Annotated in this window: 11 protein-coding genes; all 11 read right to left on the bottom strand. The window is 48.0% G+C overall.

The annotated features are described in order from the left end of the window. Nucleotides 1–55: 55 nt before the first annotated feature. Complete coding sequence (locus DMB88_RS05060; RefSeq protein WP_128100460.1) at nucleotides 56–649, bottom strand: YdeI/OmpD-associated family protein; 594 nt, start codon at nucleotides 647–649, stop codon at nucleotides 56–58. A 333-nt stretch (nucleotides 650–982) separates the two neighbouring features. Further along, on the bottom strand, nucleotides 983–1375 hold the full coding sequence (locus DMB88_RS05055) for a hypothetical protein (RefSeq protein WP_128100459.1): 393 nt from the start codon (nucleotides 1373–1375) through the stop codon (nucleotides 983–985). Continuing rightward, entirely contained in the window at nucleotides 1372–5064 is a 3693-nt protein-coding gene (locus tag DMB88_RS05050; RefSeq protein WP_128100458.1) for a glycoside hydrolase family 2 TIM barrel-domain containing protein, read from the bottom strand. The genes DMB88_RS05055 and DMB88_RS05050 overlap by 4 nt, the downstream gene beginning before the upstream one ends. Nucleotides 5065–5295: 231 nt before the next feature. Continuing rightward, nucleotides 5296–7353, bottom strand: coding sequence for an IucA/IucC family protein (locus tag DMB88_RS05045; RefSeq protein ID WP_254438463.1), 2058 nt, complete (start codon nucleotides 7351–7353; stop codon nucleotides 5296–5298). Further along, nucleotides 7313–8560 carry a type III PLP-dependent enzyme gene (locus tag DMB88_RS05040; protein WP_128100457.1) on the bottom strand — a complete coding sequence of 416 codons (1248 nt, stop codon included), beginning with the start codon at nucleotides 8558–8560 and terminating at the stop codon, nucleotides 7313–7315. Before DMB88_RS05040 ends, DMB88_RS05045 begins: the two co-directional genes overlap by 41 nt. Next, complete coding sequence (locus DMB88_RS05035) at nucleotides 8557–9333, bottom strand: HpcH/HpaI aldolase family protein (protein ID WP_128100456.1); 777 nt, start codon at nucleotides 9331–9333, stop codon at nucleotides 8557–8559. The genes DMB88_RS05040 and DMB88_RS05035 overlap by 4 nt, the downstream gene beginning before the upstream one ends. After that, nucleotides 9330–11297 (bottom strand): IucA/IucC family protein, encoded by a 1968-nt coding sequence (locus tag DMB88_RS05030; protein ID WP_254438462.1) that lies wholly within the window; start codon nucleotides 11295–11297, stop codon nucleotides 9330–9332. Before DMB88_RS05030 ends, DMB88_RS05035 begins: the two co-directional genes overlap by 4 nt. After that, a complete protein-coding gene (locus DMB88_RS05025; RefSeq protein ID WP_254438614.1) occupies nucleotides 11298–13016 on the bottom strand; it encodes an IucA/IucC family protein in 1719 nt (572 codons plus the stop codon). A gap of 226 nt (nucleotides 13017–13242) precedes the next feature. Then, nucleotides 13243–14646, bottom strand: coding sequence for an MFS transporter (locus DMB88_RS05020; protein WP_254438461.1), 1404 nt, complete (start codon nucleotides 14644–14646; stop codon nucleotides 13243–13245). Next, nucleotides 14643–15998 (bottom strand): diaminobutyrate--2-oxoglutarate transaminase, encoded by a 1356-nt coding sequence (locus DMB88_RS05015; protein ID WP_128100454.1) that lies wholly within the window; start codon nucleotides 15996–15998, stop codon nucleotides 14643–14645. Before DMB88_RS05015 ends, DMB88_RS05020 begins: the two co-directional genes overlap by 4 nt. A gap of 250 nt (nucleotides 15999–16248) precedes the next feature. After that, a complete protein-coding gene (locus tag DMB88_RS05010) occupies nucleotides 16249–17262 on the bottom strand; it encodes an ATP-grasp domain-containing protein (protein ID WP_128100453.1) in 1014 nt (337 codons plus the stop codon). Nucleotides 17263–17285 lie beyond the last annotated feature (23 nt).

The raw sequence follows: 17285 nt of genomic DNA, 5'->3' as shown, positions 1-17285 counted from the left end.
CAACAGATCGACCCAGCATCATGATCGATACTGGGTCAACTGTTGATCATATTCTCTAATCATTTAATCCTTTACCTTCAAGGATTGGCTTCACATACTTTTCAACCCTGGAGGCTCTCGTCTTCGATTGTTTAGCGTCCGAGAAGTAAAAGAGGTATGCTCTTTGTCTCCCAGGTGTCAGAGCTTCAAATGCCGTTTTCAGTTCAGGCATTTCATCGAACTTCTGTGAAAGCTCCTCTGGAATGGCATACTCTGCCGTTTGCTTCATTTCAACCTTCTGTCCGGATTTTTCAATCTCAACCGCCTCATGGATATATGCTTTTATGAGGTGTTCCATCTCATCTATTTGCTTAACATTCGTAAATCGAATTTGGCGTGCTGCCTGTACATTATTTGTCTGTTGAATCAGAATCCCATCCGTATCCTTCAATAGCGCTCCCTTATGAAACAAAAGCGCACAGTATTCTTTGAAGCCATGGATGATCACCACGTTTTTGTTCTGGGCCGTGTAGCATGGATGCATCCACTTATAATCCTCGGTCAACCCACAGTCCAAAATAATCTCCCGGAGTCTCACCGATTCTTCCTTCCACGTCTTGGCTTTACTTAAATACTCATCAACCTTCGGATTAAGTCTGCTGTCGGTCATCAGGACTACCCCTCTTCATCATCATATGCTACGTTTTCCTTACTTTATCATGAGTTCAAAAAAACACAAAGAATCCCCTTCAAGCGAGCGTCCTTTACTTAAAATACATGTTCAAAAAGGGTGATTTTCAGTACCGAGAAGATAGGATGAAGCTAGAAATGGAGTAGCGGAGCGTAGGCAAACCTACGTGAGCAACGGACATTTCGGCTGAATCCTATATTCGATGCTGAGATGCCTCAGGGCATCCTTCGTAATCAAAAGCGGACTTTTTGAACAACCTCTTAAAGGAAGCCGTTTGAAGGGGATAACTCTGTACTCTACTTTGGAAGGACGTTAATCCTCCTTTTCTTCTAGGAAATCAATAATGTCTTGCGGTTCACTTGATTCCATGATGACCTTGTTGTGCTGAAAAACTAGAATTCGAGGGTAACTCTTAAGCTTGAAAATCTTCTCGTAATTGTAATTTCGGTCATCATTAACGTTAACCAAAGTCACATTTGTTATCGGGTTCTCTTGTCTAACGCTGTTATTCAGTTCATCCAGACCTGCCTGTAACTCTCTAACGTAATCTTCTTCCCAGTCACGTTCTCCAAACATAACGACAGATATTTCATTCTCGCTTTGTTGTGTACGTAGCAGATGCTCGGTAGCCCGTTCCACGTTGTTTTTACCGCAACCCGCGATAAATATTACAAGCAACAGTGAAAATAAAGTCTTCTTCATCACTCAAAACGGAACCAGCCAAAGTCAAACTGACTTCCTGGCAGGAAGATAAAGGTCACCTTTTGCACACCTGTCACCTGTTCAAGCTCAAACACTCGTTCCTCATACCCCTCTGACTGTGTGAACTCGACAAGCTGATTGCTCTGCCCATCCGGCCCTGAGAAACGAATATGAATCGTGTTTTTGTCGATAGGTGAATGACCGCAGATTACAAGTTTGGACGTACCTTCAGCCGTAAAGTCCATATGATCGAATTCCAGCGAGACATTGTTTCCGATCCCCTCAACCGATTCACCCTGAATGGTAAACGTATCTCCATATAGATGATCACACGATGCAGCGGCATTCTGCTCAAAGGCTCGGCTTTGGCGCTCAAAGGTAAAGCCCTTGATGTGAATTTTCTGGTTCAGTACAAAACAGATCGATGTAATTCCACGAAGCCGCTTGGATAACGTATACGTATCTTCCTGGTACACATTCCATCTGGATTCCTTCTGATATACCACGTCGGCAATCAATGTGCTTCCCTCTTCACCAGGCATACCTTCCCAGATCTGCAACGGGTATTCCTCGTTAGATAGAGCAAAGATCGGAATTGTAATGGTATCCGAGCCATATGCACCGAAGTCGATATTGCGGAAGCCCACATGCGTTTCCCCATCTCGGCTCGTCGCTACACCACGTTCGTTTCCATTGCCCACGTCGCCCTTCGAATAATTATAGAGCCCACCGGAGATAAAAGCGTATGGATCGTGATATGCCGTTCCTAGCCCCGTGGCGGTGAATTCAAGCTGGGAGATCAGTTTAATTTTGTCCGTGCCGTTCTTACTTGTAGCCCGAAGGCGGAATGCACCATCTCCCAGCGCAGTGACCTTCACTTGACCTGCTTCATCCGAATTCTCAACCGAGTCCGAATCGAGCAACTCTACTTTTGAAATGTTCGATTCAATGCCAGCATCATTCACCACAGACCATTCGATATCTCGGTACGATGTATTCTCCGGGTACAACTTCGCTTGCACCACCATTGCTGGCGTTGAAGGGTCTAATAACTGTCCTGCTGGGCTAATCATCTCAATTTTGCGCAAAGGAATCTCGTCTGCTATTCCGGTATGGATAGCCTGATCCTCATTGCGCTGGAAAACAGCGTGTACTTTCGTATCCTGAGCATTTATTTCTTGTACATTGATCTCCGAAACAGCAGTCTCTGAAACATTGGTTTCTGAAGCAGCGACACTTTCAGCCACATGAACAGCTTGGAACTCAGCAGATGCCCCTACTAGCCCTTCCGACGACACCTCGATCTTCACAGTTCCGGATTCATGGGTTGCGCCGATAATCGCCATTAACTTGCCACTGAACAACCTACGGCTAGTTCCCTTGTACGGATCATAATCCGTACTATCCCCGTTATCCAGCCCTAACAGACGTCCTGCCCCCGTCACACTCACCTGCACACGATTGTTGGCATTTTGCACCAGGTTGCCATCCTCATCTTCCACATTGATCTCGACAAAAATAAGATCCTTCCCATTCGCAGTTAAATGCTCACGGTCTGCATGAAGATGAACAGCCTGTGCATCCTTATATGATCGCTGAACATCGGTTGCAATCACATTGCCCACTTCATCGTACGCAATCGCCTTGAGCTCACCAGCGACATAAGGTACTTTCCACCAGCCAACAAGCTGTTTTCCATGGGCATGGTCAATGTTATACGTGCCGATCGTATCACCATTCAGTTGCAGTTCAATTTTAGGCGCGTTACTGCACACGCGTACATCAATAACCTGACCAGGGCTGAAATCCCAGTAAGGAAACAGATGCACCATTGGAGCCTTCTTGTAATCCGTCCAAGCGGATTGGTAGATATAATAGGAATCTTTCGGGAATGTTGCCGTATCAATCTGTCCAAAATAAGAGTTCTTCGTATGATACGGTGTCGGCTCACCGATATAATCGAATCCTGTCCACAGGAACTGTCCCAGCGAATAAGGGGTATCCCGTTCCGCCAAAATACACGCCTCTGCCGACTTCGCTCCCCAGCTTGTCGTACTGTTTCCCAGCGCGGAGCACTGCTCATCATCATCAGCCAGAATGGATTGCTCGAATGGGAAATGATAGATTCCCCGACTCTGCACCACAGATGCCGTCTCACTGCCATAGATAATCCAGTCCGGGTGTTCCTCATGGTGCTTATCATAATATTTTTCCGCGTAATTATATCCCGCAAGCTTCACGATATCCGCACATTTCTGTGCATTTTCCCAAGGCATGTAGTTCGAACCAATCGTAACACGTGCATTGTGCTTCGGATCGAATTCCAGCACATAATCCATCAGCATCCGGGTGACTTCCTGTCCCCGCTCATCTGCATGCGTATCATAGATCTCATTACCAATACTCCACATCATCAAGCTTGGATGGTTGCGGTCACGCATAACCCAGCTCTTCACATCCGTATGCGCCCACTCCGGGAAGAATCTCGCATAATCGTAAGGTGTCTTGGAACGCTCCCACATGTCAAAAGCTTCAGAAACAACCAGCATCCCCATCTCATCGGCAAGCTCCATGAATTCTTTGGCAGGCATATTATGAGCGGTTCGAATGGCATTAACGCCCATGTCCTGCAACAACTCGAACCTTCTACGCAGAGCGACAAGATTGAATGCTGCACCCAAAGCGCCCAGATCATGGTGTTCACAGACACCGTTCATTTTCATCTTGACCCCATTCAGGGAGAAGCCTTCCTGCGGATCAAACCTAACTTCTCGGAAACCAACGTTCTGGGTGAAACTCTCTATCGTCTCATAACCTTCGCTACCCTGATGCTGTGCCTGCGTCTGAGCATTCTGGTTTTCAGCTGGATTCTCAGTCTCCGCCTCAGCCTCAGCTTGAGCTTGAGCCCGAGCGTGAGTCTGGTCGTGCTCCACTGACGCCACCTGTAAATCAGTCACCAATTGATAGAGATGCGGTTCTTCGGTGCCCCACAGATTCGGGTTCTCGACTATAAATTGCTGACTGTTCGTGATATTACTGGCATGACTAGAATGACTATCGTTGCTAGCGTTGGCAATATAACCAACCTCAGCTTGCTGAGCATCCGGCGTAACAACCTTCGTTGTGGTTGCTACAACTTTGCCATCATAGAGCAGTGTGTGCACAAGCTGTGCGTCCCGATCGATAACAACATCTGTATCCACCTCAACCTGCCAGCCATCGGACTGCTTCTGCATGGATACATAGATGCCATTGGTGACGATATGATTGTGATCCCTCGTTTTCAGCCATACATTACGATAGATCCCCGCACCGGAGTACCATCTACTGTTAGGACTTTGATGCACCACCTTGACGATGATTTCATTATCCCCCTCGACCAAGGCCGCTGTGATCTCGTGTTCAAACGCAGAATATCCATACTTCCATTCCCCGACCAACTGCCCATTCACATACACGGATGAATCCATATACACCCCGTCAAAACACAACAGTCTGTGCTTATCTTCCTTCGTAACCTGGAACGACTTGCGATACCAGCCAATACTATCCTCATACAGATCCAACGTGTTATAAATCAACCAATCATGCGGCAGCTCCACAGGTTCGAACGTTAATCCCCCAGGCTCCGTAACATCCAGCCCACTTTTGGCAAATGCCCATCCATCATTAAAGAGTTTTCTCGAATTCATCGCTCTCTCACATCCTGTCTCAATATGATTGCGTTTACATTAAAAGAATTGTGCTACACCGATAACCTTTTCGATCATCGTTACATATGCCCCTCTACTCTACCCGATTATACCATCTGATCCATCTAGTGACTGCACAGGATTGCATATAAACCCAACAATTTGTACAACACCTGCATAACCGCAAAAAAAGGTAACCTGGCATAACCAGATCACCCCAACACCCTTACCTCATCCAATGTAAAAAGGATTATGCCCCGCGCCTTTGCCCGATGGCATTGCCCCAGGCACCCCATCCGCTTCTAACAGCGGACGGACAACTAACTTCGCGGGCCATTCCTGCCTTTGGAATATCAGGCGGAATAGCTCAGCCCGGTCAGCCTCCGGAAGCTGCACACGGTGCAACGCTTCCTTCCACATCTGCTCCGTAATGTCCCATAACTTCGCTTCAGGCAGATCATAGACTGCAACGAGTGCCTCAATAATGGCAGCCAGATTGACCTGTGTGCCTAAAGATTGCACATAAAAGATGAGCTTCTCAATCGTCTCGTTATATAGACTATTGGAGTATCCCGGTCTAATCCAATACGCCGGATCAGCGATCCCATGTTTGTCCAGGTAAGGCTGATGTAATCGCACGGAATCGTGGTCGCGGAACAACAGCCCCTTCACCTGCTGATTACGCAAGACCACACAGCAGTTCTGTCCATGAATTTCAGGGACAACGCCCACCTTGAAGAGCCGCATGACCACATCGTAAAATAACGCAGCCAGCTTGGTGTAAAATGCAACCACATCTTCCTTGGATAGCTCCTCCCCTAACAGCTCAGACAGCAGATGTTGACCATCCAGTGGCACTCCCAGGGCAGCCATGGGGATGACTTTCACCCCTTCCTGCAGAAGCTCTGGCGGATAGATTCGGATCTGAGCCGCAAGATGGCGAGGATGATCATCGAATAACCCCATCGTTTCGGGCATGTAGCCCCACCAATTCTGTTCTTGGCATAAGAACACTTTCCCCGAAAGGGAATCATCACAAGCGACTGCATGCCGTAGCATCCGTTCTCCAGCCAAACCATTCAATAGCTTAACGACTGGAAGATAACGTGCCGCGCCAAGAGACAACACGCTGACAGGAAGCTTCAACATATACGTTGACGCTGTCACAGAAGACATCGAGCGAAGGGAAGATGTCGCCTGAACCTCACCCGCTTCAACATCAAGCACAAGGATCGTACGATCCTTGAATTCCGCTGTATAACGCGGGAGAATGATATTCTCCAATTGCCACGGATGAACCGGCATAGGCATATATGTTGTCAGATCAATTCCATGACGCTGGAATGCTTCCTCCACCATCTTTCGCTGGGGTTCATCCAGTATATCAAGTGTTGATATCCCATTGTTATCTTCACATCCTTGTTGCAAGACATCCTTACGCACGGCAACCCAGCGCAGAGGTATCTTCTCTCCGAATTCTGCTGCATAACGACGCACATCCTTTTCCGTGAAGCCAACCTTGGCTTTGGATGTTGGATGGAAAGGCCGATCTCGTAATGCGGCAATTCGTTCTCCTTTAATGAACCACTCGTAGGCATTGGATGGCTTCACGTTATGCAGCTGATCCACTTGTTCTAGCCCCAAGGCCAACTGCTCGGTCGCCGTCTCGATGCTATCCACAAATTCGGCTACGCCCGGATGAGCATAAGCCTCGTCCGAAAGCGTGAGCCGCAGCACAGCATGTCCAACGGCTACCGGTGTAGAGAGCATAATCCATTCACCTTCAGTATTTTGGGTATATACAGGGGAACCTTGCACCCATTGTTTTCCCTGTCTAATGCTAGACTGAACCATGAACACGATTCCTTCCAGATGAACTAGAAACTTCGGAGCTTGATGAGCCTCTTTGCTTCTAGCATCCTCCCCTAGTAATCCAGTACGAGACGACTCATTTCCCTCTTCTTGAAGTGACTGTTCATCGTTCAACAGCCGTCTCTCTTCCAACGTCCGCTGTCCTTCCAATGCCCCTTCTTCAGCAAACGTACGCTGGTTTCCCAATCCCAATGTGCGTTCTTGTCTACCCGCCGTTTGATCCTTCTGCCAACCTGCTCGCTGCCCATATTGATACGGTTCCATCATTCGGCGAATTTTCTCTGGGGCAGCAGACAATTCAATCAAGGTATTTCCGGGAACGGGCAGTAGTCCCTCTGCCAGAAATGCATTGATCAGATCCTCCATGATCTGGTGCTCAGCGGCTTGCAGACTGGAAAGCTTCATCACTGTTGACATGGTCGTTTCCCTCCGTTAAATAATGGAATGCCGGGTGCGGATGCCCCAGAAAATCATGGTGAGAGATCGTCCAGCAGTATGCTCCAGATTTCTCAAAAACAACGATATCCCCGACGCGGAGCAGCTCAACCTCTGCATTCGAATGCATCCGGTCTTTCGGTGTGCACAGCTCGCCTACAATATGCACCTCACTCTGCTTCACTTCTGGTCTTGCGTATGAATGCGTCCAGCGTTCATTAGCCATAACGTGAAAAGGATGATTATGCCCCCATGAGGCAGGCAATCGGTTATGGTGTGTTCCCCCTCTGATCACCGCAAACTGTTCGCCATGGGAAACCTTGATGTCCGTAACCTCCGTTACATAATAACCATGATCTGCTACGAGAATTCGTCCTGGCTCGAAGTATAACTGGACGCTGTCAAGCCGTTTTCTCGCCTCACTCTGTTTCAACAGAGACGTGAATAACGGCCAGTCAAACTCCGGGCTCCCGTCATACGTCACACCGAATCCGCCACCTGCATTAACGACCTCAACCTGTATACCGTAAGCGTCCTGCCACGTCTGTACTTTGTTTAAATACAGATCGATCATCTCGGCATGTAATCGCGCATCGGTATTGTTGGATAACGAATGAAAATGAAACCCACGCAGGTGCACGGCTTCTGCACCTTCCTCACGTATGATCTGTATCGCTTGCTCGACCCACTCCTCATCTAATCCAAATGGGCTTGGGCCACCGCCCATCACAATTTTGGTTCGTGGCAGTGTGCTGCTTCTCAGATTGATCCGCAGTAGAATGCTGGCGACCTGCTTCTTTCTTTTGGCGATGGTAATCAGTCTTCGCAGCTCCAGCAAACTCTCCACATGCAACAAAGTGACCTGATGTTCCAGCGCTTGTTCTAACTCGGCTTCTTTTTTGCCTGGTCCGCCAAAGAGAATGGGAACCTGGGTACTTATACGCCTTACCTTGAGCAGCTCGCCAATCGACGCAACCTCAAATCCCTTAACCCATGGCAGAAGTGCTTCAATGATTCTTGGATCAGGGTTTGCTTTGATCGCGTAGAACAGGGAGGTATGTTGCGGCATGCGCTGTAACATCTGGCGCACCTGTTCTTGGATTCCGGCGAGGTCATAGAGATACGCACATACAGGCTCTTCACTGCCCTCTTGGATCTGGCGGATCACAGTTTCTACCTTGGATATCATATCTGGCCACCTACACTCCCATAGTCATTCCGTTTCTGTACATATGCACGAAAAGCCGTATTCCGGTCATCCCCTAACACAAAAATATGTACTCCCCGCTCTGTCCATAGCGTCATATCCTTGATGCCTCTCGTCACGGTTGCATACGGGACATGATACTGCTGCGCTTGTTCATGTAAAGCAGTCAGTGCAGACCGGACATCTGCATGATCCGTCTGCCAAGGTACACCGAGAGATTGAGATAGATCTGCGGCTCCCTCCAGCACAAAACTGACCTGTGGATGAGACAAAATGTTATCACTCTGCTGTATGCCCTGCACACTCTCAATCATAGGAATCACCATGATCTGCTCATTCGCCTGTCCAATGTACTCGGTAAGTGGATATTTACCGAATACACCAGCACGTCCACTATTCAGACTGCGCATCCCCAGTGGATGATAGTAGGTATGGCGAACCGCTTCTTCCACCTGCTCCCGTCCTTCCACGTGAGGGATCACAATGCCTTGTGCCCCGCAGTCCAGCACTTTCAAAATCTCTGCACGCTCCACCTTCGAGATGCGTACGAGGGGTGTCATACCACATAGCTCAGCAGCCCGAATCATCTCTTCCAATGATTCCATATTCGTGGTTGCATGCTCTAGATCGATGATGACGAAATCATATTCCGCATGTCCGATCATCTCAATAATTACAGGATGTGGAATGGATACAAACAAGCCGAATACAGGGCGTCCTCGGGATATTTTTTCCTTCAACGTATTTGTTCTCATGCCAATGTATCCTTCGCCCGCTTCAACGGATTGCTGACTTTGCGGAAATAGAGCTCCCCATCACCATAGAGACGTCGTTTCGTCATCTCTTCAATTAACGCATCCTCGCCAAACAGGTCAAACCACATGAAGCGCTCGCTATATTCCGGATGCTGCTGCTGATAATCCACGATGATACGCGCACTCAATTGCCAAAATGCTTCTTCAGACAATCCGAAGCGCTCCAGCGCCAGCGCAATGTCAGTCATACAGATGAAGAAAAATGCATCATAAGTATAATCACGAACCTCGGATACATCCTCGGCATAAATGAACGAGTACCGATTGAACTTCCGATGAGTCTCTGGTACAGGATGAAGCTCTGGTGCACGCTCGGGGTGAAGCAGTTTATCTGGTACATAACGAACCCCATCATGCAGATCCTTAACGATAATTCGTTTCGGTAGATCATTCTCCAGCACCAAAATAATATTCTGGGCATGTGACTCCAGTGCGATGCCATGGGCATACAACAAATGAATGATCGGCAGTGTGATCGTGCGAACAAGCGCCTCGCTCCACTTCGCAATACCATGTCGTTCAACTGCAGCCTGAATAAAGGGTACACCGTTCGGTTGCACCAGCATCAATGCATTTAGTGGCCAAGCTGTCTCATCTGGCTGCAGATGGGTGGATACGTTCTCCCGCCAGATTGCACCGAATGTTCCGTACGCACGGCGATATTGGATGACAGATAATTGCTCGTATCTGAAGGACAATCCCATGATCTCTTTCAGTATGGCAAACTGCTCGTGCTGCAACAGCTCATCCTCCTGAATAAGTTGTTCCAACCAATCGCTGATCAGCGGCGCATTCTGGGTGGTATGCTGAGCCAAAATACGTGTGCTTGATGTATTCGTAATACTAAGTGCTAGTTTGATATAAGGAGCACTAAAATTAACCCGATTGGAGAGAGAACGGATCGACTGCTGGGCGCGATATGCCGATGAAGATGCTCCGAGGAAAATAATATCCTTCTCCATTAATTGAACAGCGAATACCGACTGCAGTTGGTGCTCCCATTGCCAAGGATGAACTGGGATGAACACATAAGGGTTACCATGAGCGTCAACGTGGGTAACGCCATCTCCATCACTGCTACTGCCATTACCATCGCCACTGTCACCGCCACTACTGCTACTGCTACTGCTATTGTCACTGTCACCACTTCTACTATCGGTATTACCACTAGTGCTGGTACTGGCAACGATGCTACCCTCAGCACCGTTAACATCACCAAGCTCTAGGGCAGCTTCTCCCTGCAAAATACGGTTGAATCGACGTACATCCGCCTCCGTCAAATGTTGTCCCACAAGGTCATCTGACGTGCAGCCTCTGGAGAGAGCCGTCTGCACCAACGTCTGCTTCACCGCGAGCCAATAGAGCGGTACATACATGTTGAATTCGGGGCCATAGGCCAGGTTGTCTTTTAGCGTGAATCCTAACCTCGACTTATAGCTTGGATGATAGAGATGACCGTCAGTCATATGACTTTCGAGTGCATCATAATGATGATCCGCGATCGGAATCGACTCTGACAATGCAGCTTGGCACTGACTATCCTTCGATAGCGTCTCCAGCAACTCTTGAATGAAGGAATCCACATGAGCTCCTGTAAGTTTGTTCAATATCATTTCTTCCAGAAATCGATTCAGGTCGGTATTAGGCACGCCTTCTCTTTGGATCGATCCCTTAACTACCTTCACTCGGCCGAATGAGTACTTCTGCTGTGCTTCACAGGTATATTGAACAGGCTGTCCTTGTCCATCAATTCCAGTAGTTCCCCACTTCTTGCCCTGCTTCCTACAATCAATAATGTCCTCGAACCATAACGCCTCCATTGCCTGACGCATAATGCGTTCCTGCACATCCTTGTGAACTCCCGTCTTATCTTTAATTTCAGTCTCGAATTGTATGGCTCCCACCTACTTCTTCACTCCTATTCGGTTCAATACACGGTTCATGACATTCTGGACAGGCACATAATCCGGTGTTTGACTGATTCCTCGAAGACAGCTCACCAGATTCTGCTTCGCCATAAATGCATCCGCTTCGATCAAATGCTGAACATAGGCATTCCCTGTACGCTTCAATTCTTCCTCAAGCACTTCACGCACCATCTCCCAGAAATGCTCTTCCTGTACACCCACATCCCTGGCAATTGCATGTATAAGTGAACCCAGATGATTGACGATAAAATAGTAAGATGTCCTTGCCCACGCCTTATCCCGTGGATAAAAAAGCAGCTCAGAACGATCACGTTCAGCTGAATTCACATGCTCGATATCTACGCTAACCCCTTCGAGATCACGCACAATAAAGGCAACAGGCCAACCTTCTTGTAAGGTCACCAGCGTATTTTGTAAATGGGCTTCAAAATGAATACCTCGCTCCCCACCTGCACGCACCAGTGGCAATAGAGATAATTGCAAGTAACGGGATAACCATTGCTCCGCTTCTGCCCGTTCGCCGCCGAGCATACGCATCAACCGCGATGGCATACCTGGCAATGGTGCTTCTACTAGGCTGGACACAACGAACGTACACGAAGGGTCGAATTCAATCGGGCGATAAGCTACCGTAAACAAACTGGTTAACCCTTCATCTGTGAAGTGACATGTCGTTACCCCCGTTTCATATGCGATGTGCGTATGCTCGTCCTGTTCAAAACAATCATGTTGGTCCAAATAACGTGAAGCATCAAGTGTTCTCCGCATCTGCTCCGCACTGTTCGTACGAATCATATTCGTAATCTGCATATGTAGCGACAGCTTGATATTACAATTCATATCAGGCACATATACGGTGCGTACTGAAGATGTTGGATAGGCAAGTGGGCCGAAGCTGCCAAGCAGTACGATTTTCCGTTCCCGCATGTAAGATTGTACCTCGGCAATGCCCAAGATGTGTTTATATTGCCAAGGGTGAACTGGTAATACGCCATATTGCTCAGATGAACTCTCCACGACTTGTGCCAACTGTTGCCCAACACTGTCATGCCATTCAATCTGATGATGGTCGTCCACCCATTCTTCTCGATACACATCCTTCCTCACGGCAATGTAACAAAGCGGAAAGGCATTACGTAGCTCCGGGCTATACCTGAGCACATCCTGTTCAGTGAACCCACGTGAGTTTTTGGGAAACGGGTGGAACGGATGTCCATATAATAGAGACTGTTCCGATGTACAGTAATCATGCATTTCGAAGGCGCCAGCCTTTTCAATGAACAGCGTCAAATTCGCGAGGCTATTGTCTACCCTTTCGGCAAAATCACGGACGAGATCGTCATGAGGCGCCTCTTCCACTTCCTGTTTCAGTTCCTGCGAGATTGCCCCTTCACTTCCCTCGGCACTCAGCTCACGGGTAATCCAGCGAACCAGATCCTGCACATACACCATCTGTCCACTGAGATCTTGTATGGTGTCGTACTCATGCTCACCCATGGCGGAGTAATACGATAAACGTCCAGTAACGATAACATCACTCGCCCGAAACGACACTCGGAACGTCTTGGTCATCGCAATGATCTGTATATCATCTTGCTTCTTGTATGCAAGCTCACGAATGTACGTGTTGAGAAGCAGCTTGCACGAGTGCATATTCGCCTGCTGCTTCGCCTCAGACTGGAGCTTGTTTTCCATCTCGAACAATGAGGCCAACCTTCTTTCGTGTTATAAGTTCATGTTCAAAAAGGGCGGTTTTCAGTACCAAGAAGATGGGATGAAGATAGAAATGGAGTAGCGGAGCATAGGCAAACCTACGTGAGCAACTACATTGTTTCTGAAGGAAACAAGCTTCGTAAGCATCCACTTATTTCGGCTGAATTCCATCTTCGACGCTGAGATGCCGCTCGTGCATCCTTCGTAATCAAAAGCGGACTTTTTGAACAACCTCTATAAGTAAAACAAGGGGCAGTGTCAGCAGGATCGCTCCTCCTAGTACGATACAAATTTCGCGTAGCGCACCCCACTTGGCCATCTCTACTGATGCCCCTGTCTGAGCAAGCCATTGCCATCGCATATCGTAGAACAACGTCAATCCCATGATCGCAAACGATGAAGCTAAACGTTCAATCGTCGTCGACAATGCCGATCCCTCATGCATATCTTCTTCTGATAACGCTTGTAAGCCTAATGCCGAGATGCTCATACCTGACAAACCAACCCCAATTCCTCGGCAGGCCATAAGCAAGACCAGAATAATAAGCGGGGTATTCAGCGGCAGGAAGGCAAAGGATACAATCGAGAATGCCACAAGCGCGGTGCCCCACGCGATAAATTGTAATGACCGACCACGATCCATCAGACTGCCGCCAATCCACATGAACAGACTTGTGCAGATCGATAGCGGAATGAACAACGCACCGGATAAGGCTGGCGACATGTGAAAGACATCTTGAAATAAAAGCGGTAAAGCGAATATCACCCCAAACATCACGCAATCCTGAATGGTGGAGATGAGCACGGTTAACGGAAACACCTTATTCCGACGTAATAGCTGATACCGAATTAACGGTTCCTTTCGTCTGTTCTCCGTTTGGATAAAACGGATGAGCAGCGCAATCCCTACGGCCATAAGGCTCCAAGGTACGCCGTCACCCACAATAGGACTAGCATATAGCTGAAGTCCCAGGCTAAGTGCGCCTATCCCTCCGATCAACAAGATCATGCTGGATAGATGCCACCGCTTGCGGCGGGCTGGCAGATATATCTGGATGTATCTGCCGCATAAGATGAAGGAGAATACAGCGAACGGAACGTTTAACCAGAATAGATATTCCAGCCTGCCATACTCGATGATGAATCCACCTAAGGTCGGACCCGCCGTCGGAGCAAGCATCAAGAGCATTCCCCAAGCTCCTGTAATCCTTCCTCGCACCTCGGTGCCGTAATAGTCAAACAACAAAACAAGGGATAACGGAATCATCAAACCTGCCGCCACGCCATGCATGAATCGTACGATCAACAATACCTCGAAGTAGGCATGGAACAGTGCACCAATGATGGAGAATATGCCATATAGACATATGCCTAACATATAGGTCTGTTTTCTGCCCAAACGATCCACGACCAGAGAGGCCATCGGCATCGTCAGCGTCATCGCAAGCATGTACAAAACAATGATCCATCCGCCTGCTGTCGTCGAGATATCATAGTGTTGGACAAAGTAGGGTAACAGCAGATTAAATGCACTATTCGTCAGTACAAGAGCAAAGGCTCCCGTAAGAATAGCCCACAGAACGGCATGACCCTTGATTAGTGATAAATTCATGCTGTAGCTGTCGTTAAAGCAATAGCTGCCTGCACGGATTTCTCAAAAATCCCCAATACTGCCGCTGTCTCCTGCTCTGTAATATTGAGTGGTGGCAGGAACCGAATCACAGCCGAATGACGACCACCAACTTCCACAATTAAGCCATTGTTGAAGCATTCACGCTGGATGGACGCGGCTAACGCTCCATTTTGTAAATAATGTCCTAAGCGATCCTTCGAGCCAGCAGGATTAACGATCTCTACCCCAATCATCAGTCCTCTGCCCCGAACATCTCCAATCTCTGCATACTGTCCTTTTAATTGCTCCAATCGATGCATGAACTGATCACTGCGCAATTGCACGTTCTGAAGAATGTTCTGCTCTTTCATGTGGCGAAGGGTAGCAAGTCCTGCGGCCATCCCTAGCTGATTACCTCGGAAGGTTCCCGTATGCGCGCCGGGCTGCCATTGATCCAGTTCTTCTTTATAGATCACAACAGCCATAGGTAAGCTACCACCCACTGCTTTGGAGCAGATGATCACATCGGGTACAATCCCAGCATGTTCAAATGAGAACATCCGCCCTGTGCGACCAATGCCTGTCTGAACCTCATCGATAATCAGTGGAATGCCACGCTCAGACGTAATACGGCGCAATTGCCGCAGCCATTCGAGATCTGAAGGAATTACTCCGCCTTCACCCTGCACGGTTTCCAGAATAATGCCACACGGCAGCGCAATACCGCTCTCGCAATCATCCAGCAGATTCTCAATGTATTGGGCGCTAAGTTTGGCGGTCATGCCCTCCCCCATCCCAAAGGGGCAACGATATTCATAGGGGAACGGTAGAAAATGCACATCGGGCAAAAGGCTCTGCAGATGTTGCTTTTTGCTTAGGTTACCGCTCATCGCCATAGTCGCCTGAGTTGAACCATGATAGCTTCCTTGAAAGGCAAGGATGGACTTGCCACCAGTAGCATTTTTGACTAGTTTAATTGCCGCTTCTACCGCATCGGCTCCAGTTGGCCCACAGAACTGAATTTTGGCCGTATCCTTCAGTTCATTCGGAAGAATGGAGAGTAGTTCTTGCATAAATGCAAGCTTCAACGGTGTTGCTAAATCCAAGGTATGTAACGGAATCTGTTGATCAAGCACACCACGAATCGCATCCGTAACAGTCTCATGGTTATGTCCCAGAGCAAGCGTTCCTGCACCTGCAAGACAATCATAGTAGTTACGACCTTCAGTATCGGTAACCGTAATCCCTTTAGCCTTACTGATCACAAGTGGAAAGTGTCTAGGGTACGAGCGCGCATTCGATTCCTTTTCATTTTGAAGCTTCAGATAGTCGGACTGAACTTCTACTGACATTGCATATTACGCTCCTTATGATCAATTTGAGATGAACTATATAAATTGAAATAAAGAATAGTTACACTTGCCACTCCGATGACAGAATAACCTTCCGATCGCTGTTATCCCCAGATTTTTTTGATTCCCTTTTTCAAAGGGAAAATCCGGAGATAAAGGCGAACGCTCTGCTTCTCCATGTTATTTCTGTCCTCTCCGTTCTCGTGTAAATATTTAGTTCAATTTATCTAGAATCCATCTGTACTTATTGCTACGGTGTCAGGACGGGTTCATGTTGAACAAGATATTCTATATACATGCGCACAACATCACGCGTAGTGCCTCGATGCGGAAAGACGTGATGTGTCATATCCGGAAGTGCATTCACTTCCAAAATGCCTCCGTTCTCTTTCGTAATCGGAACCCGAATATCCGAGCAGCGGATATCGATCCCGGCTACATCAATCTGTAGTGCGTTCGCAGCTTGGATCGCCATAAGGGCGTTAGCCTCATGCATATCTTCCGTACAATCCATATAGAACTCGCTGATGTTCCCAGCGGCTGAATTACGTAGAAGGTATAGCTCAATCTGTCTGCCTAAGGAAGGCACATCCTCAGAAGTAGCTCCCTGTGCACGCAAGGCTTGATGCAGTTGTGCGGAATCCTCTTCAAGCTCCGGGAATGCTTCATATTCTCCGATATGGGTCAATTGAAGTCGTTCCTGATTCAATCTCTGGATTAACTCCTTAATCGTTGAGATCCCATCTCCCTCCACGAAGACAGGACGATATTTATTTACAGCGGCAATAGCCCCGTTGATGACTAGAACCCTATAATCTATCCCTCGCACAAAGCGCTGGAGCATAATGCTCGCGCTATGAGCTAACGCTCCTTCAATCGCGGTTTCCATCTCCTGAACAGTTTGTACATCAAGCGTTACGCCAGCACTGCTACTTGCATCAAGAGGTTTGACAACAATCGACTGATTCACTTCTAGAAAACGAACAGCCTCTTCTCCCATTCCACTCAGGACAACGTAGGAAGGCACAGGCATCCCCTGCTGCTCTAACAGCATGTTACACACCTGCTTATTCTTTACCAGTAGTCCGGCAATTAGCGGTAGATGATGAGACCTCGTCTTGTTAATGATGATTCTTCTATCCTGGGACGAGAGTTCCAGAAAATCCTCACAGCCTGCAAGGAGTGGCTTGCAGTCGATTCCCATCTCCAGGGCTTTGCTAAGAATGAGTCGGTTTTGCAGATTCTGAATCCCTTTCGGAAACACTGGAAATCCTCCCCGATCCAATG

Origin of the sequence: Paenibacillus sp. DCT19, assembly GCF_003268635.1 — a bacterium.
Taxonomy (GTDB): domain Bacteria; phylum Bacillota; class Bacilli; order Paenibacillales; family Paenibacillaceae; genus Paenibacillus.
This window is presented reverse-complemented; position numbering and strand designations above follow the sequence as displayed.